The organism is Methylobacterium sp. FW102-HT35C08 (genome assembly GCF_058790235.1).
Genome location: NZ_JBYTCL010000002.1, coordinates 3,440,724 through 3,461,576, shown reverse-complemented (window position 1 = coordinate 3,461,576; position 20,853 = coordinate 3,440,724). Strand labels below are relative to the sequence as shown.

Here is a 20,853-nt window from a genome sequence, read left to right as displayed (position 1 = left end):
CAGTCAGCCTCCATCTGATGGCCCTTGATAGCCGCATCGTCCGCCGTCCGAATGGGACCTACGCGTTCCGCGCCTGGGTGCCTGCTGACCTCCGTGAGGTGATTCCCGGGGGCGCCAGCGGTCAGAAATGGATTGCCCTGGGCACCTCTGATCCTGCGGAAGCCAAGCGCCGTGCCCGTCTGAAGTCCGTGGAGTTTGACCGCCAGCTTCAGGAGGCACGGAGGTTCCTGCGCGGCGAAGAAGACACACTCAGCGACGCGGAGATTGCGCGGCTTGGTGCCCTATGGCTGTCTCAGGTTTTGACGGACGATGAGGGTTACCGGCGCTACGGGCGTGACCGCCAGGCTCATGAAGAGAGCGAAATTGAGCTTGAGAGCGCTGACTACTACCTGCGGCAGGCTTTGGCCCTGAACTCAGCCGATGGTCCGTACGGGGATTTTGGGTTCAAGTTCCGTCTGGAGGAGCAGGGCATCAAGCTCAAGCCTGGCTCCGAGGCATGGCGTCGTCTGTTCTTTGAGTACCTAAAGGCAGAGAAGCGTGCCAACGAAATCATGAGGTCTCGCAACGCCGGCGATGTGGTTGAGACGCCTCCGGCCCCCTCAGCGGTATCTAATGCCCGTTCCTACACCATCGAAGAACTAATCACAGACTACCTTGCGGACCCGACTCGGAAGCGTACCCCAGGCACGTTGAAGACCTACCAGACGGTCTTCCGGGCCATGCGTGAGTTGCTAGGTGCTAAAACGCCTGTGGACTCAATCCACCGGACGGACTGCGAGCGCATTCGAAGCGTCATCATGCGGCTCCCGAAGAACGCATCTCAGCGGTTCCGGGGATTGTCGCTGGAAGAGGCTGCCAAGATTGCGGATGCTGAGAAACTCGAGCGCCTGGGTGTGTCCGCAGTCAACAATTACCTCCACAACCTCTCGGCCCTGTTCAAGTGGGGCGTGAAGAACTGGCGGGTCATCCGCAACCCTGCCGAAGGGCTCGCAATCCCTGATGACCGCAACCAGAGGGACCTTAAGGCGCCGTTCTCGGTGGACCAGCTGAAGGCCATCTTCTCGGCTCCGCTCTACACGGGCTGCAAGAACGATGAAGAGGGCTACGGAGTCCCCGGACCCAATGTCATCCGCAGGGGACGCTTCTGGGTGCCTCTGATTGCCCTGTGGACGGGCATGAGGCTCGGAGAGGTATGTCAGCTTCGGACCAAGGACATCACAGCCTACGAGGGCGTTCCGGTCATCCTGATTGATGACGCTGGCGAGCCTGGAGAGGATGAAGGGGACCGGAAGCGGATCAAGACAGCCGCAGGTAAGCGGTTTGTGCCCGTCCATCCTGAATTGGAGCGGATTGGCCTCTTGGTGTTCGCTGAGCACATGAGGAGCAAGGGGGAGGCTCGGCTGTTCCCTGAGCTTGAACCCGACTCGCTGGGCTACCTCTCAGGACCATTCTCGAAATGGTTCAACGACAAGCGCCGCTTCCTGGGTAAAGTCGGGGTGGCCTCGCCTGGGGTGTCATTCCACAGCTTCCGACACAACTACCGCGACGCTCTCCGAGAAGCACAGATCAGCTTGGAGCGGGTCAGGGCACTTGGTGGTTGGAGAAGAGACAGCGAAGGCGAAGAGTCGATCTATGGGCGCGGTCTACAAGCAGCCACGCTCTATGCGGAAATCAAGAAGGTTCGGTATCCTGGGCTCGACCTATCGCACCTCCATATCGGCCCGCCAGTACCAGGTTCGATGACAGGTGATGCCGCTGCTAGAGCCTGACGATTTCCCACCGACGCTCCAGGATCGACTGAAGGCCGCTGGGGCTGGTGTCCTCCTGTTGGCAGTGGGTTCGCTGATGCTTTGGCGTGCTCCAGTCTACGCAGACCCTTCCTGGACGCCATCATTCCACAGAATGCGATACCTGCTGGATTGGCCCCCGTTCTGGCGTGGGGCTCACATGGCAATCCTGGGCTCTTGGTTCGCGGCCTTCTCCCTGGTGGCCTTCTGGAAGGCTCTGAGGCCCTTCACACCACGATCCAAACCGTAGCGATGGAACAGCACCTGCAAGCTTTGATCGCCCTCATGTCGCCTTTGGATGCACTGTGAGGACGGCCACCAGTGACCGCATGGTTCCGCTGGTAGACGAAGCTCGCTGGGCGGCCCGCTTGGCTCTGGAAGCCATTACAAGCGACCCGAAGGCCAGCGGCTGACTATTCCCAGGCTACGTAGCTGACAGGGATGCTCTGAAGGGTCGGTCTGCCGTGTGACGCCGGCCACCCCTGAACCCAATAGTACCCCGTTTGGGGATTGACCCCGGTGCCGCAGACGCATAGCTCGCATTGTATCTGTGCTTCAGAATGCACTGATCGCATAAGCTCTTGGCGCCTGACTTCGTAATTACGAGCCTTAGAGAGTACGAAGGGAGGCCCCGTAGAACCTCCCAGCGTCTCCTCAGATCATCAGAGGTCCAAGGCTTCCTCCTGGCCCATCTCAGTCACCAGCTGCTTGAACGTCTCCCGGTGCTCGTGCGCCCACTGTTCCAATAGGCCTCCAATCATCTGCGGGTTCACCATCTCGATCATTCGAGCGAAGACCTCGGGCTGCTGTAGGACCTTCTTGTTCGGGACCTTGCAGACACGCTCAGCCATCTCCCCAGCTTCACGCTCGATCCACGCACTGAAGTCAAAATCCTCCTGGGTCATGTCGCCTCGCTTGGCCTGCTTCCAGGTGTAGTTCGCAGCGTCATCACCCAAGTCTCTCATGCGCCGCCGCATGTTGCTCACGGTCTTGCCACTGATGGTGGTACTGGCAACGATGACAGCGATGGTGTGCGTCTTCCGAAGAGTGAGCGCCCAGGCCTTCTCCAGCTTGGAGTCTCTGGACATCGGAAGCTTGTCTTTGCTGTTCTCGCCTACGGCCTTGGCCTCAGCCGCATCCACATCCCCTTCAAAGATGTCCACCGGGATTGGCTTGTCCAAACCGTGAGCGATGTACGCCGCAAGGCGGTGGTGTCCGTCGATGACGAACCAGCGGTCCCCGATGGGTGTGACCCAGAGCCGGCCAAGCGGCTGGCCGTGGTCCCTGAGGGGCGTCAGGAGCGTACGGACATGCTCCACATCCACACATTCGCTACCGGTCAAGATACGGGGCTGGAAGACCTCCTCGGCAGTGTGGAGTTCGCCCAGCGGAATGGTCGAGGGCCTGTCCTGACGCCTCTCCGTGGTCCGCTCGATGTCCTTCAGTTCCTCATACGAGTGTCCACTGGACGGGAGCGTGATCGTCAACTTATCAGCCACGCTTAGGCCCCCGACCCAGCCGCAGGTATCCTCCGGGCCTTGGTGTCGTCCTCCGGCTCCTCTGGCTCGTTAAGGCCTGGAACTCGGCCTCTGATTGCTGAGCGGCGTAAGCCGACCTGGCAGACACCTCCTGGTCCCAAGCGGCGTCCTTCCGGGCCTTGGTCTTCCCGAACTCCTCGATCATGGCATCCGTCTCATCCGACTGTGCCTGTCGCTGAGCGTCCTCCCCAGCCGCCTGACGTGCCTTGAAGGCCTTTGCCATGGGGTTCGTCATCAGGAGCCCGTCAGCATTCTCGATCATGTCCGGTGGCCTCGAACCGCCTCCACTGCGGAAGGTAATCAGACCATCGTCCCCCGAAGCCTGACCAGAGAGCCCGGTGTATCCCGGCTGGAACGGGAGGCGCCCCAAGAAGTCCGGTGAGCTTGGTGGTCGCCACGGGGCCTCTGCGGTCTGTGATGGTGGTAATAACGAAGCGGTGGTCTCGGAAGTCTTCCGTCCGATCCCGAGTGTATCGAGGAGCGGCCCGAGGCCTACGCCTTGTAACTTAGCGACCGCCGAAGCGAGGTTGAATGGTGATGATAATAACGGGGGCATTCAGATCCAATGCAAATGGCTTGTGTGTGACCGCAAGTCTGCCCTCCGGCGCATCCGGATGAGCCCGCAGCCACACCCAAGTTTCACACTGGTCCTCCGCTCGCAATGGGGTGAGAGGACTATGTAGACCGCACCAAATCCGCGTCTATCAATGGCTTACGGTCTGTTTCCAGCGTTGCGGGGTGGTTTTGAGGAGTAGAGATATTCTGAAAAAGACAGCCTTGACTTACTACCGGAACCGGCGGATCACCCCACCGCCTCCAATGTAGGCCGCCGAGTCGCCTACGAAGCCCGCACAGCGCCCCCAGGAACCTCCAGCACGCCCAGCACCCTGCTGACCGCCATGGCCGTCCACGCCGCACCTCTGGCTGTTGTGATACCCCGCCCGTTGAGCCCAGCCGCCACATCCCGCAAGGACACCGCGCCCTCCCCACGGATGGCAGCAATGATCGGCCTGAGGTCTTGCGCCCGCTCCGCAGCCTTCTCCTGGCGCACCACAGCCGACTTCGCAGCCCCGAGAGCACTCACTGACCCGATGTGTCCCCGGTCGCCTCCGAGCTTCGTCCCGCGTGCCTTTGCAGCAGCCAAAGCGGCCTTGGTCCGCGCCGAGATGAGCTTCCGTTCCGCCTGGGCCATCACTGCCATCAGGTGGACCACCATCTCGTTCGCCTCAGGCATGTCAGCAGCCACGAACCGTATCCCAGCCCGCTCCAGGCCAGTCAGGAAGTGAACATCACGAGACAGGCGGTCGAGCTTGGCAATAACCAGCGTGGCCTTGTGGATGCGGCACAGCGCCAACGCCTCAGCGAGCTTCGGACGATCATTCCGACTCCCGCTCTCAACCTCCACGAACTCAGCGAGCATCGTGCGTCGCCCACCGTTGAGGAAGTCCGTCACCGCCTTGCGCTGAGCTTCAAGCCCCAGCCCCGAGCGTCCCTGCCGATCCGTGGAGACCCGCAGGTATGTGACCACCTTGCCCTCGATCATCGCTCAACCGCCCTGTGTCAGAAGCCACTACGACCGTTGATGCAAACGATACAGCATCTGGACGAACCGACAAGAGATATTCGACGCAACCACTCAAATAAACCTAACCATACGACTTGCCGATATGCAATCGACTATGGAGCTTCGGAAACCAGAGTGGTAATGTGCTGATGACTAAACCGGGATCGAGACCTATCGCATGCTTTGGTTCTTTGGACTGGCGGCCATCTACATCCTCATGGCCCTAAGTGACAGCAAGGCGGGCAACCCTCTGGCCTTCATAGGCCTTACCTTCGCAGGTTTCTGCTGTGTGCTGTTGGGTGGAGTGATCCTGAAAGCAGTTGGCCTCAGTTAGTACAGAGCCAATGTCCCCCAATGTTCTGCCCAATCCTATGGGATGCAAGGGATAGACGTTGCTCGCCTCGCTGATACGCTGGGGCTGGCATAGCTGGTTGACTGAGTAGGCCGGGGCGATCCGGCTCACGGACAGACAAGGAAGCGGATCCCTCGCTGGCGGGTCCCTCTGCGCTCTGCAAGTCCAGCGTGAGGGCCTACCACCCAGTTTCAAATTCCCGGTAAAGGGTCGAGTTGTTGTTGGGCCTTGCCGTGCAGTGATCCTCTGGGACTTCGGTGGGTCCCATGATGAGCCTCCGGTCCTTACATACCAATACCTATGCAAAATCTGGAAACTACTGCTTCCATATGATCAAGCCTCATGATAGACACCCCTCGCTGACCGGGGAAACTGGCGGCCATGTGGGGACTAGAAGCAATGGCGTGGATGATCGACGTAATGTTCTACACGTTCCGGGAGGGTGATCCGGACGGGATGCTGGGTGTTGAGGGTGAGACCTACGGCTTCGTAGGCGCGACTTCCCGTGGTCGTGCTGAGTTGGCGGCTTGTCCTACAGGCACACAAATCGGTGACATCTTCTACGCTGCCGATGAGACGACCGTGGGCGCCATCTACGACCATCTGAGCGACAACATCGTTTGCGCTTGAGCCACACTCGGAGGGCCATGCGGCCTTCCTTTGCCATGAAGCAATCGTGTTGGCATGAAGGAGTAACTACGTTGGATTTCCCGGAGATGGTCTCGAACGACGGCCTGCCGCTCCAATCTCTGGGGCGCCTCCGGATCGCAGTGGAAGAGTTCCGCCGTCTCTATCCAGCGATGCCCACGGCCTATTTCGATACCTTCCTGGCGGTAGCTCTCAAGCCAGGTCTCGGGCCCACAGAATACGCGAAAATGCTGGGATCTACACAGCCCATTATGTCTCGACTGCTACTCGAAATCGGAGAGCAAAGCCGAGAACGGGAAGAGCCGCTTCATCTGGTTGTATCCCGTAGGCACCCAGAGAACCGGCGACAGATTTGCTACTTCCTGACCAGCAAGGGTTACGCACTCGCCCTGCGGATCGGCCTCATGATCGAAGGCCGCTGGAACGCCCCCGGTGAACCGTAGGCTGTTGTTGGCCCGAACTATGGGCAAGGCCTGGTCACCTTGCTGCCTAGCTTGTACAACCTTGCGTAAGCGAATTATCGGGCTGCAAGCTGAGCAAATCGAATGGTCAAGCGCGTCAACCTCGATGCAATGATACCGAGAGAAGATTTCAGCCGCGAAGGCAATGAGTTCGACCTTGATCTGTTTCGCGACTTTCCCATTGCCAATTTACAGAGCAGCTCGCAAATTCTTAGACTTCTTCGCAAGCCTGATTTCCAGAGAGAGACTAATCACTGGACCCCAGATCAAATTGCAACTTTTGTAGCAAGTTTTCTGGACAACGAGGTAATTCCTTCGCTGATCCTATGGAAGTCGAACACATTCATTTTTGTTATCGACGGCGGTCACAGACTGAGTGCTCTGCGCGCATGGATGCTAAATGACTACGGCGATGGGGTTCAGTCGACCCGGCTATATAACAACAACATAACCGCCGATCAGAAAAGGGTCGCTGGTCGTGCGCGGACGCTCATTGAAAGTCGAGTGGGGCGATTTCAAGATATAAGCAGCGTCAACGTAGAGAGTGCAGAGGACACTCTCGTTGCCCGGCGAGCCAGAAGGTTATTCACGCGAACAATCTCGGTGCAGTGGATTCAAGGAAACGCCTCGGCAGCGGAGACCTCATTCTACAAAATCAACAGTCAGGGAACTCCTCTTGACGATACCGAGGAACGCCTCATAAGGCATCGGAGAAAAGCAATAGCTATCGCTGCGAGGGCAATCCTCCGTTCCGGATCGGGGCATAAGTACTGGTCTTCTTTCGATGGCCTAGTTCAGGAACAGATCGAAGGCCTGGCTGGGCAATTCTTCAAGACCCTATTTGAACCAGAGGTCGATACGCCACTGAAGACTCTTGACGTGCCTTTTGGGGGCTCGACTTCTCCACTGGACGCACTCTCATTGCTGATCGATTTTATGGAGATAGCTGGATCCAGCAACAATCAGCCCATCAACCTAGACAAGCAGTCCGAGGATCTGACTGGCTCGGAAACGATCCTGGTTTTGGAAAGGTCGCTTAAGGTCCTGAACAGGATCACCGGCAATTCAGCGGCTAGTTTGGGCCTTCACCCTGCCGTCTATTTCTACAATGAGCGTGGAAAATACAGTCGGTTTCTATTCCTGGGCATGAGCCTGCTGATAAAGGAAAAATTGTCAAACAATGATCCCACCTTCTTCCGTAAATTCACTCTGGCTCGCAGGGGGGTCGAAGACTTTTTGATAGCAAATAAATCTTTGCTGGGTATCATTCTGCAAAATTTAGCCAAGGGACAACGCGTCCCGAAGATGCGCGATATGTTCGGTCTTTTAATCGAGCGCCTTTCTCCGGGCGGCACTCTAACTTTAGAAGAAGTTATTGCTTTCCTTGGTCTTCGCGGGCGTATCTTAGATGTAACGATCAAGCCGACCTCGCCGTCATTTTCCGAAGACGCGAAGTCAATGGTATTCTTAAGGAGCGCTTTAGGAAGCGCACTTCGTTGTCCAATTTGTAGCGGCTTACTCGATCCACGGAAATCTGTGTCTTATGATCATGTCCAGCGGGTGCGAGAGGGTGGCGTTGGCGAAGCTGAAAATGGGCAGTTGGTCCACCCTTATTGCAACACAGGATTCAAAAACTGACGCAGATGAACCGTGCAAGTTGTGGCGACAGCGATGGCCCTCATTGCTACAGCGTGTTGCTACAGCGCCATCTCCATTGGTGACTTAAGTGATTGAAGTGATTGAACCCTGGGGGTTGGGTCGGAAGCTCCCACCCCTTCCGCCAGCGGGCATCGCATGCAAACGAACCAGTCCCGCCGGTCGGCGACCTGCCCCACCATCCACGGGAATCGCGGGCGATCAGAGGGATCACCTTCAGTCTTGTTCGCGGCGGGGGAGACGGTGTGGACCGACCGCGCGGCCGGACTGCGTGGGCTCGCGCAGAGGCGAATTCTCGATCTCGCCGCGACCATCGTTGTGCACGAACGGGCGGCTTTGGGCTCGGAGGACCGGCGTAATGGCCTGGATCCGTAACGAAATCGGGATCACGACCGTCCAATGAACAAGGTAAAGGGCTGAACGCCACGTGAGCGACTTCGCCACCTCCTATCTCGGCCGCTTACGCGCATCCGTCGGTTCGCGGCTGCTGCTCGTGCCGGGCGCGCGCGTCGTTGTCGCCGACACTCAGGGTCGCGTGCTCTTGGAACTGCGCGCGGATTTCAATCTCTGGGGGCTGCCGGGCGGCGTGCCGGACGAGCGCGAGGATATCGTCGCCTGCGCGGTGCGCGAGACCTTCGAGGAAACCGGGCTCCGGATTTCAGATCTCGTCCCGTTCGGATTCGCGTCCGGCCCCGAGACCGAGGTGTGGACGTATCCGAACGGACACGTCTGCCACTACTTCAGCATGATGTTCACGACGCAGACGTTCTCGGGCGCCGCGGGGAGCGACGGTGGTGAGAACCTGAGGGTCGCTTGGTTCAGGCCCGACGCGCTGCCGGACGTCTTGCCCAGCGTGGCGCTCACGATCGACGCTTTTCTGCGCTGGAAAGCGACGGGCGCATTCCAGATGATCTAGCGCGGTTTGCCGTTCCTCGATCGAGGCGGCACCGTCGCGTCGGCGGCCAGTCCCGCGGTCAGCCTCGTGCCCGACGCCGCATCGGGGTCGGCAGCGCATTTTGGCAAGGTCTCGCGTGCTAGGGCTGCGCGGCAACAGCACAGGGGCCGGACGCGCGGATGCAAACCGTCGGATCTGTTCTCGACCGCCGCGGCGGCCTTGCCCCCGGCTTCGACTTGTTGCGGATCGTCTTGGCTGTATCCGTCGTGGTCTGGCATGGACGCGCGATCGTGAACAACGAGATCACCCGCGTCGACGGCTTCTTCGAACTCGGCAGCTACGGCATCATCGCAGCCTTCTTCGGGCTCTCGGGCTTCCTGATTACCGGAAGCGCCCTGCGCCTCCGGCTACGCGACTTCCTGCTCAACAGAGCGCTCAGGATCATTCCCGCCCTTGCCGTCGAGATCGTGCTCAGCGCGGTGGTTCTCGGCCCGCTGTTCACCGACCTGCCCTTGTCGCACTACGCCACCGATCCGCAGACCTACCGCTATCTCGCCAATATCCTCGGCCTGATCATCTACACCCTGCCGGGCGTGTTCGCGCACAACCCCACCGATGTCGTCAACGGCTCGCTTTGGACCATCCCGCACGAGATCGTCTGCTACGGGCTGATGTCGGCCTGCGTCTTGACCGGCCTGCTGCGGCGTCCGGGTCTCGTCCTCGGCGCGGCCGGCGCTTTGATCGGGCTCGGCTTCGTCTTTGGTCTCGGCGCCCTGGGTGACCCCGTCACCCTCACGGCTCGACTGGCCGACAAGTTGTTCGTCGATAAGGCGTCGCGCCTCTACGTGGCGTTCCTGCTGGGCATTGCAGCCTACCTGTATCGCTACAGGCTCCCTTACGACCTGCGCTTGATCGGGCTTGCGGCAGCCATCGTGTTCGCCGCCGGCGCCTTCGATTTGACGGCCGTCACCGCGGTGCCGGTCCACCCGTTCCTGAACCTCGTGGTCCTGCCGCCGCTGATCTATCTCACCGTCTGCTTGGGCGTGACGGATCTCTGGGTTCCGGCCCTGCTCAAGCGCGGCGACTATTCCTACGGGATCTACCTGTACGGCTGGCCGATCCAGCAGGCCCTGGTTGCCCTGGTGCCAGTGCGGAATACGGCTCAGCAAGTCCTGTTGGCGCTGCCCTGCATCGTCCTGTTCGCGATGGTGTCCTGGCACCTGATCGAACGGCCGATCCTCGGCTTGCGGCGCCGCTTCTCGTTCGTTGCCGCGCATCGTCTGCAGAGTGAAGCGGACCGGCCGACGGACGCCGCCGCGACGGGGCTGGGCGGCGTCCGATAGAAGCGGCGCACGATCGTGCGGAGCATGGCTGAGGCCTCGAAGCCGGTGCCGGATAGCCGGCAGGCCTCAATCGGACGTACCGCGGCGCCCCACGGTTCTCTCATCCGTGATGCATCGCCTCGGCTCGCGCCCGCGCTCTTCCTCAGCGCGGGACCGCGCCGCGACGAACCGGCAATACGCCAGGACTGACCAGCAGCATCGCGGCCATGCCGATCCCGGTCGCAACCGCCGTCGCGATGAACATCGCCTGATAGCCGTAGGTGCTCGCCAGGATCCCCGCCAGCGTCGGCGCGAGCACCGAGCCGATATTGGCGAAGAAGTGCATGAAGCCGCTCCAGGTCCCGAGGTGCTCGCGGGGGGCGGTGTCGATGACCACAGTCCAGTACACGGTGTTCACGAGCGCGTTGAGGCTGTTGCCCAGGGTCATCAGGGCGATCACCGCGGCAGGGCTCGTAGCTTGTGAGACTCCGAGAAAGACGAGCGTCGTCAGAAGCAGCGTGAGCGCGGCAAACCAGCTGCGCGCAATGCGCAGGTTTCCGGTCCGCTTGAGAAGCCAATCGGAGAAGCGGCCACCCAACAGGACCGTCAGGCAGGGGCCGGTCCACGGGATCATGCCGAGATACCAGAGCGAAGCCAGGTTGAAGTGGAATTGATCCTGCAGGTACTTCGGCGTCCAGGTGAGAAGCATGAAGTTGACGTAGATGAATGCGAAATAGCCAATCGTGTTGAAGACCATCGTGCGACTGGTGAAGAACAGCCACCACGGGACATCAGAATCTTGCCGCCCTGTCGATGTCGACGAGGCATCCGAGGCAGAGGTGCCGCGGCGGATCTCGGCGAGTTCCGCCGCGCTGACCCGCGGGTTTTCCTCCGGCCGATTGGTGAAGATCCGCATGAACGCGAGCAGCGCGACCAGCCCGGTGATGCCGAGGATCCAGAACATGGCGCGCCAGCTGCCGGTCAGCAGGAGCAGGCCGACCGACATCGGTGCCGTCAGCAGCGCGCCGAGGGGCGTGCTGAGCAGCCCGATCGAGACCGCGAAGCCGCGCTCGCGTGGCGTGGCCCAGTTCCCGACCGTCTTGTTGATGATGGAATAGGCGGGTCCTTCCGAGAACCCGAACAGGACGCGCACGACCGCGAAGCCCGCGAGGGCCGAACCACCCAAAGCGGCCACCCCGAAATCGCCCGCGTAAGCCGTCGCGATTTCGAACACCGACCAGGCGACGCCTGCGATCAGCCAGACCAGCTTGGCGCCGAAGCGATCGCCCAGGGCGCCGCCGATCAGGGCGCCGAACATGTAGCCGTATCCGAAATAGCCGAGCACGGCGCCCCAGGCCGCACGATCCAGGTTGTACTCGGCCGTGATGTCGGCCGCCGCGTAGGAGATCGCACCGCGGTCAATGTAGTTGATCATCGCGATCACGACAATCGATGAGAATACGACGAATCGGAACTTAGTTTGTTCTTTTGTGCGATCCATGACGTCTTCGTTTCCAGAAACTCGATTCGGTGGTGAATGAAAATCGATCGCACCGGAAGGTGCGGTTACGCTCCTCTCGGATGCCGCTGTGTTCATGGCAAAGCACCCGGCATTCGTGATGTCCGGACCGAGATCGTGTTTTGCCGGACCGAGAGGTGGTTGCTTGCGCTGCACACCGGCGAGACGCCGGAAAGGATGCCGAGCCGATGCAACCCTCGGTGTAGGCCTGCCTGTCTCTGAGCATGGACGCAAGCGCCGCTTGGCCGATCGGCGTCGGATCGATCCTGCCCGAGAGGCGCAGCCGATCACGGAGTCGCGACGGATGATCGAGCATGGCCGAAGGCCGCGTTGCGGACCGTCGGAAGGCAGGGATTCTCGTTGTCGCGGCGCCACGCGAGCATCAGCTCTGGCTGCGCGGAGGTCGGCAGCCGGATCGGGCGCAGGACCACGCCGGTCATGCGGATGCTGCGGACGCTCTCCGGCAGCAGCGCGACGCCGAGCCCGGCGCCGACCAGCGCCAGCATGGTATGCGCTTGGTTGACCCGCTGCACGATCCGCGGGCGCACCTTCGCCGCCTCGAACAGGCGGTCGAGCAGCTCGACGAAGTAGCGGCCGCCCCGCGGCGACCACGTGACCAGCGCCTGACCGTCGAGGGCCTGGATGCCGAGCTGCCGGGCCGATGCCAGCGGCCGGCCGCTCGGCACCGCCAGGACGAGGCGTTCGCGCAGCAGGAGGGCCGTTGCGATCGGACCGTCCTCACTCAGCAATGCGGGGGAGGGGCGCAGCAATGCGAAGTCGATCCGCTTGCCGTTGAGCGCCTGCATCTGCTCCTCCGAGACCATCTCCTCCAGGACGAGGTCGATGTCCGGCAGGGTCGCGCGGACCTGCGCCACCAGGCGGGGCAGGGCGCGGAAGGCCGAAGCCGCGGTGAAGCCGAGGCGGACCAGCCCGCTCTCGCCCTGGGCGGCCCGACGGGTGATCTGGGCGGCCCCCTCGGCCGCCGCCAGGACTCGATAGGCCTCGGCCAGGAAGGTGCGCCCGACGGGCGTCAGGCGGACGGCGCGCGTCGTCCGCTCCAGAAGGGTGACCCCGAGAGATTGCTCCAGGGCCTGGATTTGCCGGGATAGCGGCGATTGCGAGAGGTTCAGCCGCGCGGCGGCACGGCCGAAATGCATCTCTTCGGCGACGGCGACGAAGCTGCGGACGTGGCCCAGATCGAACATTGTTGCAGGATCCGGGATAAATCAGCCAAAATCAACATTGGACGCACAAATCGGAGGGCCATAGAGACGCCGCCAGCATCAGCAAGGCGCACGCCTGCTCGGGAGGACCGCGCAATGTCCAAGATGACGCCCGCCGAGATGGCGCAGGCCCTGGGTTCCGGCCTTCTGTCCTTTCCCGTCACGCATTTCCGCGACGATCTCGCCTTCGATGAGGGGGGGTATCGCCGGAATCTCGCGCGGCTCGCCGAACACAAGGTCGCCGGCCTGTTCGCCGCGGGCGGCACCGGCGAGTTCTTCTCGCTTACGCCCGCCGAGGTCGACCGCGTGCTCCGCGCTGCAGTCGAGGAGACCGCCGGCCGGGTGCCGGTCATCGCGCCGGCCGGCCACGGCACGGCCATCGCGGTCGAGCTGGCCAAGGCCGCCGAGAGCGCCGGAGCCGACGGCCTGCTGCTGCTGCCACCTTATCTGGTGGGATCGGAACAGGATGGCCTGGCCGCCCATGTCGAGGCCGTCTGCCGCGCCACGAAGCTCGGAATCATCGTCTACAATCGCGCCAATGCGCAGCTCAACGAACAGACCCTGGCACGTCTGTGCGAGCGCTGCCCGAACCTCGTCGGCTTCAAGGACGGTGTCGGCGACGTCGAGCTGATGACGCGGGTCTATGCCGGCCTCGGCGACCGCCTCACCTATATCGGCGGCCTGCCCACCGCCGAGACCTTCGCGCTGCCCTACCTGGAGATGGGTGTCACCACCTACTCCTCGGCGATCTTCAACTTCCTGCCGGACTGGGCACTGTCGTTCTACGAGGCCGTGCGCCGGCGCGACCGCGACGCGGTCTATGCCGAGCTGCGCGCCTTCGTCCTGCCCTACATCGCCCTCCGCAACCGCAAGCGCGGCTACGCGGTCTCGATCGTCAAGGCCGGCATGAATGCGGTCGGCCGGCCGGCCGGCCCGGTCCGGCCGCCGCTCACCGATCTCGACGCCACCGAGCTGGCTGAGCTGACGGCGCTCATCGGCGACCGGCGCTAAGCCCCGCGCCAAAGGTCCCAGACAACAAGCCGAACCAACGGCGGGACCAGCAGCCGTCCGGGCGGACCGGGCGGCGCCTCTCAGGGAGAACGTTCATGACCGGTGCTACGAGCCCTGCGCTCGGCGTCATCGCCGAGAAACGCAGCCGCGTCCGCCTCCTCATCGTCCTGATGCTGTTCATCGCGACGACCATCAACTACGCCGACCGCGCGACCATCTCGATCGCCGGTCCGGACATGGCCAAGGATCTCGGCCTGACGCCGGTCCAGATGGGCTACGTCTTCTCGGCGCTGTCCTGGTCCTACGTGCTGGCGCAGATCCCGGGCGGCTGGCTTCTCGACCGCTTCAGCGTGAAGTGGGTCTATGCCGCGGCGATCTTCCTCTGGTCCGCCTTTACGCTGGTTCAGGGCGGCATCGGCTTCTTCACCGGCCTCACCGCGGTGATCCTGCTGTTCGCCCTGCGCCTCGCGGTCGGCATCACGGAGGCCCCGATCTTCCCGGCCAATGCCCGCATCGTCGCGGCGTGGTTCCCGGCCGCGGAGCGCGGGCTCGCCTCCGCGTTCTTCAACTCGGCGCAGTACTTCGCCACCGTGCTGTTCACGCCGCTGATGGCGTGGATTGTCCACACCTTCGGTTGGCACCACGTGTTCACCGTGATGGGCGCCCTCGGGATCGCCTTCGCGTTCGTCTGGGTGAAGACCATCTACGGCCCGAAGGACCACCCGTCCGTGAACCGGGCCGAGCGCGACTACATCGAGGCCGGGGGGGCGCTCGTCGACATGGACGGCGGCAGCCTGAACGCGACGTCCCACGCGGGCCGCACCATCAGGCAGCTCCTGTCGAACCGCATGCTGGTCGGCATCTACATCGCGCAGTACTGCATCACTGTGCTGACGTACTTCTTCCTCACGTGGTTTCCGGTCTACCTCGTCAAGGAGCGCGGCCTGTCGATCCTCCAGGCCGGCTTCGCCGCCGTGCTTCCAGCGCTCTGCGGCTTCGCCGGCGGTCTCCTCGGCGGCTTCATCTCCGACATGCTCCTGAAGCGCGGCTTCTCCCTGACCGCCGCCCGGAAGATCCCGATCGTCGGCGGCATGCTGCTGTCCATGTCGATCATCGGCTGCAACTACGTCCAGGCCGACGCCGTGGTGGTCGGGCTGATGGCGCTCGCCTTCTTCGGGAAGGGCATCGGCGCCCTCGGCTGGGCGGTGGTGGCCGACACCTCGCCGCGGGAGAGCGGCGGTTTGTCGGGCGGCCTGTTCAACACCTTCGGCAACACAGCCGGCATCACCACGCCGATCGCCATCGGCTACATCGTCCAGCAGACCGGTTCGTTCTCGGGCGCCCTGGTGTTCGTCGGCGCCAACGCGTTGATCGCGGTGCTCTGCTACCTCGTCGTGGTCGGCGAAATTCGCCGGGTCCATCTGGACCCGCATTGACGTTCGGCGGGCCGGCCGCGTCCGGGTCCCGGAACCACCTATCCGGCGCGGCCCGCGCGCGAAGACGGGCCCGCCTCAGACACGCAGGAGGAACCATGCAGACGGATCACGCCGCGACCCCTCACGCCAAGCGGCAGACCCCCGTGGTCACCGAGATGAAGGTGGTCCCGGTCGCCGGGCGCGACAGCATGCTGTTGAACCTCAGCGGCGCGCACGGGCCGTTCTTCACCCGCAACCTCGTCATCCTGACCGACTCGACCGGCGCCACCGGTCTCGGCGAAGTGCCCGGCGGCGAGGGCATCCGCGGGGTGCTCGAGGAGGCGCGCGCCCTCGTGGTCGGCCAGCCGCTCGGCGCCTGGAACGCGGTCCTGAACACGATGCGCGCGACCTTCTCCGACCGCGACGCCGCGGGGCGCGGCCTCCAGACCTTTGACTTGCGCATCACGATCCACGCGGTGACGGCCGTCGAATCGGCGCTGCTCGACCTGCTCGGACAGTTCCTCGACGTGCCGGTTGCGGCGCTGCTCGGCGAAGGCCAGCAGCGGGATGCGGTCGAGATGCTCGGCTACCTGTTCTACGTCGGCGACCGCCGCCGCACCGATCTGCCGTACCGCACGCCGGAGGCCGGCGACGGCTGGCTGCGCCTGCGCGACGAGGAGGCCCTGACCCCGGAGGCAGTGGTCCGGCTCGCCGAGGCGGCCCATGACCGCTACGGCTTCAACGACTTCAAGCTGAAGGGCGGCGTGCTGGCCGGCGAGCAGGAAATCGAGGCCGTCACGGCGATCGCCAAGCGCTTCCCGCAGGCCCGCGTGACCCTCGACCCGAACGGCGCTTGGCGCTTGGCCGAGGCGATCCGTTTGTGCAAGGGCAAGGGCGACGTCCTCGCCTATGCCGAGGACCCGTGCGGTGCCGAGGAGGGCTTCTCCGGCCGCGAGATCATGGCCGAGTTCCGGCGGGCCACGGGTCTGCCGACCGCCACCAACATGATCGCCACCGACTGGCGGCAGATGCGGCACGCGATCCAGTTGGGATCGGTCGACATCCCGCTGGCCGACCCGCATTTCTGGACCCTGGCGGGTGCGGTCCGCGTGGCGCAGCTGTGCCGCGACCACGACCTGACCTGGGGCTCGCACTCGAACAACCACTTCGACGTGTCGCTCGCCATGTTCACTCACGCCGCCGCCGCCGCGCCCGGCCGCGTGACGGCGATCGATACGCACTGGATCTGGCAGGACGGCCAGCGCCTGACCAAGGAGCCGCTCGCGATCCGGGGCGGGCTCGTCCGGGTGCCCGAGCGTCCGGGGCTCGGCATCGAGATCGACTGGCCGCAGGTCGAGGCCGCTCACGCGCTCTACCAGAAGCACGGCCTCGGCGCCCGCGACGACGCGCAGGCCATGCAGGCCCTGATTCCGGGCTGGACCTTCGACAACAAGCGCCCCTGCCTCGTGCGCTAGATGCGGGAGCGCCCGGGTCACCTCCGGAGGCTGAGGAGGGCCTGCAGACGCGCTGTTCGAGGCGTGATGATGTCACCGTCATTCCGGGGCGCCGCTGCGCGGCCCCGGGATGACGACGGTGCGGTGGCGTTCGCCGCATGCACCCCGAGGAACGGCTCGCGCAGCGGTTGTGCTCCTGCCGCCACGCTTCATGTCCTTTGTCATGCTCCGGATGATCCGCCGCCGTGGAGCGACGGAGCCGTGTGCTAACCGGACGGGTCTGCGGCCGAGAGAGCCGAACCCGGAGGATGCCCATGGCCGTCACGCCGATCGATCGAACACGAGCCGCGCGGCCGGCCGGTCCGGACACCGCCCCGGAGACCGGTGCCCTGGAACGGCTCGGCGTCCGTTTCACCAACTGGGCCGAACGGTGGTTCCCGGACGCGTTCATCTTCGTGGCGATCGCCGTGGTGATCGTGGCGCTCGGGGCGCTGGCGAACGGCGCCTCCGCGCCGGCCGTCGCCAAGAGCTTCGGGGACGGTTTCTGGAGCCTGATCCCGTTCACGATGCAGATGGCCTTCGTCACGATCGGCGGCTACGTCGTGGCCGTGTCGCCGCCCGTGCAGGCGCTGATCGAGCGCATGGCCCAAATCCCGCGCACCGGGCGCGGCGCGGTCGGCTTCGTGGCCGGCGCGACCATGATCTCGTCGTTCCTCAGCTGGGGCCTCAGCCTGATCTTCGGCGGATTGCTGGTCCGGGCACTGGCGCGCCGCACCGATCTGCGCATGGATTACCGGGCCGCGGGCGCGGCGGCCTATCTCGGCCTCGGCGCGACCTGGGCGCTGGGTCTCAGCTCCTCGGCGGCGCAGCTCCAGGCCAATCCGGCGAGCCTGACCAAGAACCTGCTCGCCATCTCGGGCGTCATCCCGTTCAGCGAGACGATCTTCCTGTGGCAGTCGATGCTGGTCGCCGCGGTGCTGTTCGTCGTCTCGGTGTTGATCGCCTACGCCTCGGCGCCCCGCCGCGAGACGGCGGTCACCGCCGAGAGCCTCGGCGTCGACGTGGCCCGCGAGACGAACGACCTTCCCCCGGCCCGCCAGCCCGGCGAGTGGCTCGAACATTCGCCGATCCTGACCCTCCTGCTCGTGCTGATCGCCGGCGGCTGGATCGTGCAGGAATTCGCGCGCCAGTCCTGGATCGTCGCGATCTCGAACCTCAACACGTACAACCTCCTGTTCATCACGCTCGGCCTGCTGCTCCATTGGCGGCCGAAGCGCTTCCTCCTGGCGGTCGCGAAGTCGGTGCCCGCCACGGCCGGCATCCTGATCCAGTACCCGCTCTACGCGGCGATCAGCGGCATGCTCACCGGGCCGAAGAACGCCGCCGGAACCTCTGCCTCGGATGCCATCACCCACGCCTTCGTCAGCCTCAACACCACCGGCAGCTTCCCGCTGACCATGGGCGTCTACTCGGCGATCCTCGGCTTCTTCGTGCCCTCGGGCGGCGGCAAGTGGCTCCTGGAGGCGCCCTATGTCCTGCAGGCGGCCAACGAGTTGAAGGTCCATCTCGGCTGGGCGGTGATGATCTACAACGCCGCCGAGGCGCTGCCGAACCTGATCAACCCGTTCTGGATGCTGCCGCTGGTCGGCATCCTCGGCCTGAAGGCGCGCGACATCGTCGGCTTCAGCTTCCTGCAGCTTCTCGTGCACCTGCCGCTGGTGCTATTCCTGCTCTGGGCGCTCGCCTTCACACTGACCTATCACCCGCCGGTGATGCCGTGAGGCGGTCGATGGCCTAGTCGAGGGCGTAGCCCAGCAGGCCCTCATTCGTCTGGCCCTCGCAGCTCTTGTCGCGCGACACGAAGTGATCGTGCGCGCCCGCCCTGCAGCGGAACAGCGCGTGACTGCCCGGCTGCGGCGCCTCGGAGATGTAGCCGGTCTGGCCGAGGGGCGTCTGCCCCTCGCATTGTGCGTCCCGGCTGAGGAAATGATCGGTCCCGGCGACGCAGCTCATGAGCTTGGCGGTCCCGGGCCTCGGGAGGAGGAACAGCGATCCAAGAACGGATTCCAGCGCGAAATCCGGTGCCGCATAGCCGGTGGTGACCCAATGCCCGCCTGGCCCGAGATACCGCTTTAGCGGCGCGCGATCGTTCGCGACCGATTGCGTCGCCGTCGCGATCCGCCACGTGCCGGGATAGGGATCGCCGCCCGCGTAGAAGACCGTGATCGCCGGCAGGAACGGCGTGAGGCTGCCGTGCGGATCGCGCTGAAAACCGGGGCTGTGATTGAGGTAGAAGCCGGTGACGTCCGAGTTCAGGTAGCCGGACGGCGTCCAACGTACGGGCTTCCCGCTCAGCAGCGCCTTGAGCGGCATCTTGAAGAGGCCGAGCTGATAGGTCTCGCGGTCAGGGTTGCGCGCCGGATCCTTGCAGGCCACCTGCGCGCACACCCGCCCCGGCAGGCCGGTGATCACGTAAACCTCGCCCGACGACGCGTCGTATCCGAAATCGGAATTCGGATTGATCGACGCGCCATCGGTGGCGAGGTTCGGCACCCGGGCGGGCGCATCGAAATGCACGCCGTCGGCCGTGTGCCGCACATAGAGGTCGCCGAAGCCCGGCACGCCCTGCGGCCCGGTCAGGTCCGTGACGAAGACATAATGGCCCGGCTGGCCGCCGACGGCGAAGCTCGCCGGCTGCCCGGCCCCGTAATTGGTCTGGGCAACGACCGGGTTGAGAGGCGCGATCACCGGCGACGGGTAGTCGATCCAGGTCACCTTGTCGTTGGAGAACGCCAGGCCCGTCTGGTTGTTGTTGCCCGGCAGATTGTCAGCGCCCGAATAGTACATCGCGTAGGCGTAATGCTGCCCGTCGGCCGGGTTGGTGAAACTCCCCTTGATCACGCTGGGGTCGCAGACGTACTGGCGGTTCCATGAGCCCGGGGTCGGCTGGAACACGACCTGAGCCGGCGAGAAGCCTGTCTGCGCATTGTAGGACCGGTGGTAGATCACGTCGGTCTTGCCCTGGCCGCACCACCAGATGTCGGTGGTCCCGTTCTCCGTGATCAGGCTCGGGGCATAGTTGTAGCCGCGCGAATTCGCCTCGTTGGTGAAGAGCGGACGGCCCTCGGACGCCGTCCAGGCGGCGCGCGCCGACAGGGGACCTGCGAGCGCAAGGGCGGTGCCGAGTGCAACGACGGGTCTGAGCTTCACGGTGCGCCTTCTCGGCTCGCGGTCTCGGGTGCGTTATGCGCGCGATCGTTGGTCGACGGCGCGAGGCCCGGAGGGGCCATCCCTCCGCCGGCCGTCTGTGCCGGTCCGAAGCCTCACCTGCAACCCTCGGAGGTCGACTGAACGGAACCGGGATTCGGTGCTACATCGTGGTGCCGCAACCGAACGGGGCTTCGGCGTGCAGCGCGTTCTCGCGCGCTGCACGGGCCGGCGGACGGTCAATCCGGCGTGTTCCGCAAATGCGCCCGGATCAAGCGTGAGGATGTCCGTCGATGGGTCGTTCACCGGCCATGAGCGAGCAGGAATCGATGGACGCCGCCCGCACAGTCTTTGGTCTTCGCCAGCGGCCGCGGCCTCGGGCGCGTCCTGATGCCGGCAAGCCCTGTCCAGGCCGGCGGGAGGGCCGGAGATGCGACGTGGGGCTCAGCGTCCCGTTCACGATCATGGGACCGGGCAAACCGTGAGCCCCCGCGCCGTCATAGCGGCCGAGCGCCGCCACTGGTTTTACGACAGCAAGGTGTTGGTCTGCGCGTTCTGTCTCTTGGCCTTCGTCGCCATCTTCTGGCAGGTAAGCCAGTTCGAAGGTTTCCAGCCGATCTTCACCTGCGAGTCGAAGCGGGACATCGACCGCCTGTTGCTGACCTCCGGGATGGATGTCTGCATGAAGAGCGCGCGCTCGCAGGGTGATCAGGAGCGCTGCATGCGCACCGTCTATCTACTGGCCTGCACGAAGGAGCGATGGCGGTAGCCGATCGGTCCTGCCGTGTCCGTGAGGAGGCG

17 protein-coding genes are annotated in these 20,853 nt (G+C 63.9%); 11 read left to right on the top strand and 6 right to left on the bottom strand.

The annotated features are described in order from the left end of the window. Positions 1 to 17 precede the first annotated feature (17 nt). Positions 18 to 1,769, top strand: a complete 1,752-nt coding sequence (locus AC3WSN_RS16465; RefSeq protein ID WP_492539350.1) for a DUF6538 domain-containing protein — start codon at positions 18 to 20, stop codon at positions 1,767 to 1,769. A gap of 680 nt (positions 1,770 to 2,449) precedes the next feature. On the opposite strand, the gene AC3WSN_RS16460 is transcribed toward AC3WSN_RS16465, so the two are convergent. The 3 genes from AC3WSN_RS16460 to AC3WSN_RS16450 all read right to left on the bottom strand — a co-directional run bounded on the left by AC3WSN_RS16460 (position 2,450) and on the right by AC3WSN_RS16450 (position 4,868). After that, positions 2,450 to 3,274 carry a hypothetical protein gene (locus AC3WSN_RS16460; protein WP_492539349.1) on the bottom strand — a complete coding sequence of 275 codons (825 nt, stop codon included), beginning with the start codon at positions 3,272 to 3,274 and terminating at the stop codon, positions 2,450 to 2,452. A 4-nt stretch (positions 3,275 to 3,278) separates the two neighbouring features. Then, complete coding sequence (locus tag AC3WSN_RS16455) at positions 3,279 to 3,587, bottom strand: hypothetical protein (protein ID WP_492539347.1); 309 nt, start codon at positions 3,585 to 3,587, stop codon at positions 3,279 to 3,281. 576 nt (positions 3,588 to 4,163) lie between these two features. Further along, on the bottom strand, positions 4,164 to 4,868 hold the full coding sequence (locus tag AC3WSN_RS16450) for a recombinase family protein (RefSeq protein ID WP_492539345.1): 705 nt from the start codon (positions 4,866 to 4,868) through the stop codon (positions 4,164 to 4,166). 793 nt (positions 4,869 to 5,661) lie between these two features. Between AC3WSN_RS16450 and AC3WSN_RS16445 the strand changes: the two genes are divergently transcribed. The 5 genes from AC3WSN_RS16445 to AC3WSN_RS16425 all read left to right on the top strand — a co-directional run bounded on the left by AC3WSN_RS16445 (position 5,662) and on the right by AC3WSN_RS16425 (position 10,244). Further along, a complete protein-coding gene (locus AC3WSN_RS16445; RefSeq protein ID WP_492539343.1) occupies positions 5,662 to 5,871 on the top strand; it encodes a hypothetical protein in 210 nt (69 codons plus the stop codon). 71 nt (positions 5,872 to 5,942) lie between these two features. Continuing rightward, positions 5,943 to 6,332 (top strand): hypothetical protein, encoded by a 390-nt coding sequence (locus tag AC3WSN_RS16440; protein WP_492539341.1) that lies wholly within the window; start codon positions 5,943 to 5,945, stop codon positions 6,330 to 6,332. 102 nt (positions 6,333 to 6,434) lie between these two features. Next, a complete protein-coding gene (locus AC3WSN_RS16435; protein ID WP_492539339.1) occupies positions 6,435 to 7,988 on the top strand; it encodes an HNH endonuclease family protein in 1,554 nt (517 codons plus the stop codon). 445 nt (positions 7,989 to 8,433) lie between these two features. Beyond that, positions 8,434 to 8,922 carry an NUDIX domain-containing protein gene (locus AC3WSN_RS16430; RefSeq protein ID WP_492539337.1) on the top strand — a complete coding sequence of 163 codons (489 nt, stop codon included), beginning with the start codon at positions 8,434 to 8,436 and terminating at the stop codon, positions 8,920 to 8,922. A 158-nt stretch (positions 8,923 to 9,080) separates the two neighbouring features. Next, positions 9,081 to 10,244, top strand: coding sequence for an acyltransferase family protein (locus tag AC3WSN_RS16425; protein ID WP_492539335.1), 1,164 nt, complete (start codon positions 9,081 to 9,083; stop codon positions 10,242 to 10,244). Between the two features lie 142 nt (positions 10,245 to 10,386). On the opposite strand, the gene AC3WSN_RS16420 is transcribed toward AC3WSN_RS16425, so the two are convergent. After that, a complete protein-coding gene (locus AC3WSN_RS16420; RefSeq protein ID WP_492543134.1) occupies positions 10,387 to 11,724 on the bottom strand; it encodes an MFS transporter in 1,338 nt (445 codons plus the stop codon). 305 nt (positions 11,725 to 12,029) lie between these two features. Further along, complete coding sequence (locus tag AC3WSN_RS16415; RefSeq protein WP_492539333.1) at positions 12,030 to 12,947, bottom strand: LysR family transcriptional regulator; 918 nt, start codon at positions 12,945 to 12,947, stop codon at positions 12,030 to 12,032. Positions 12,948 to 13,061: 114 nt separating this feature from the next. On the opposite strand from AC3WSN_RS16415, the gene kdgD reads away from it, so the two are divergent. The 4 genes from kdgD (at position 13,062) to AC3WSN_RS16395 (ending at position 18,626) form a co-directional block, all read left to right on the top strand. Continuing rightward, a complete protein-coding gene (gene kdgD, locus AC3WSN_RS16410) occupies positions 13,062 to 13,976 on the top strand; it encodes a 5-dehydro-4-deoxyglucarate dehydratase (RefSeq protein ID WP_192707500.1) in 915 nt (304 codons plus the stop codon). Between the two features lie 95 nt (positions 13,977 to 14,071). Further along, complete coding sequence (locus AC3WSN_RS16405; protein ID WP_492539331.1) at positions 14,072 to 15,412, top strand: MFS transporter; 1,341 nt, start codon at positions 14,072 to 14,074, stop codon at positions 15,410 to 15,412. Positions 15,413 to 15,507: 95 nt separating this feature from the next. Further along, positions 15,508 to 16,866 carry a glucarate dehydratase gene (gudD, locus tag AC3WSN_RS16400; protein ID WP_492539329.1) on the top strand — a complete coding sequence of 453 codons (1,359 nt, stop codon included), beginning with the start codon at positions 15,508 to 15,510 and terminating at the stop codon, positions 16,864 to 16,866. A 293-nt stretch (positions 16,867 to 17,159) separates the two neighbouring features. After that, positions 17,160 to 18,626: a short-chain fatty acid transporter gene (locus AC3WSN_RS16395; RefSeq protein WP_492539327.1), complete on the top strand. Its 1,467-nt coding sequence runs from the start codon at positions 17,160 to 17,162 to the stop codon at positions 18,624 to 18,626. A 13-nt stretch (positions 18,627 to 18,639) separates the two neighbouring features. Here the strand turns inward: AC3WSN_RS16395 and AC3WSN_RS16390 are convergent, their stop codons facing one another. Continuing rightward, a complete protein-coding gene (locus tag AC3WSN_RS16390) occupies positions 18,640 to 20,055 on the bottom strand; it encodes a hypothetical protein (protein WP_492539325.1) in 1,416 nt (471 codons plus the stop codon). A 478-nt stretch (positions 20,056 to 20,533) separates the two neighbouring features. Here AC3WSN_RS16390 and AC3WSN_RS16385 point away from each other — a divergent pair, with 478 nt between their 5' ends. Beyond that, positions 20,534 to 20,821, top strand: a complete 288-nt coding sequence (locus tag AC3WSN_RS16385; RefSeq protein WP_192707504.1) for a hypothetical protein — start codon at positions 20,534 to 20,536, stop codon at positions 20,819 to 20,821. Positions 20,822 to 20,853: the final 32 nt, after the last annotated feature.

What these genes read in the sequence shown, in the direction of transcription:
- AC3WSN_RS16415 (WP_492539333.1), bottom strand. Translation starts at nt 12,947, where the DNA reads ATGTTCGATCTGGGCCACGTCCGCAGCTTCGTCGCCGTCGCCGAAGAG.
- AC3WSN_RS16425 (WP_492539335.1), top strand. Translation starts at nt 9,081, where the DNA reads ATGCAAACCGTCGGATCTGTTCTCGACCGCCGCGGCGGCCTTGCCCCC.
- AC3WSN_RS16395 (WP_492539327.1), top strand. Translation starts at nt 17,160, where the DNA reads ATGGCCGTCACGCCGATCGATCGAACACGAGCCGCGCGGCCGGCCGGT.
- AC3WSN_RS16435 (WP_492539339.1), top strand. Translation starts at nt 6,435, where the DNA reads ATGGTCAAGCGCGTCAACCTCGATGCAATGATACCGAGAGAAGATTTC.
- AC3WSN_RS16420 (WP_492543134.1), bottom strand. Translation starts at nt 11,724, where the DNA reads ATGGATCGCACAAAAGAACAAACTAAGTTCCGATTCGTCGTATTCTCA.
- AC3WSN_RS16455 (WP_492539347.1), bottom strand. Translation starts at nt 3,587, where the DNA reads ATGATCGAGAATGCTGACGGGCTCCTGATGACGAACCCCATGGCAAAG.
- AC3WSN_RS16465 (WP_492539350.1), top strand. Translation starts at nt 18, where the DNA reads ATGGCCCTTGATAGCCGCATCGTCCGCCGTCCGAATGGGACCTACGCG.
- AC3WSN_RS16405 (WP_492539331.1), top strand. Translation starts at nt 14,072, where the DNA reads ATGACCGGTGCTACGAGCCCTGCGCTCGGCGTCATCGCCGAGAAACGC.
- AC3WSN_RS16450 (WP_492539345.1), bottom strand. Translation starts at nt 4,868, where the DNA reads ATGATCGAGGGCAAGGTGGTCACATACCTGCGGGTCTCCACGGATCGG.
- AC3WSN_RS16445 (WP_492539343.1), top strand. Translation starts at nt 5,662, where the DNA reads ATGTTCTACACGTTCCGGGAGGGTGATCCGGACGGGATGCTGGGTGTT.
- gudD (WP_492539329.1), top strand. Translation starts at nt 15,508, where the DNA reads ATGCAGACGGATCACGCCGCGACCCCTCACGCCAAGCGGCAGACCCCC.
- kdgD (WP_192707500.1), top strand. Translation starts at nt 13,062, where the DNA reads ATGTCCAAGATGACGCCCGCCGAGATGGCGCAGGCCCTGGGTTCCGGC.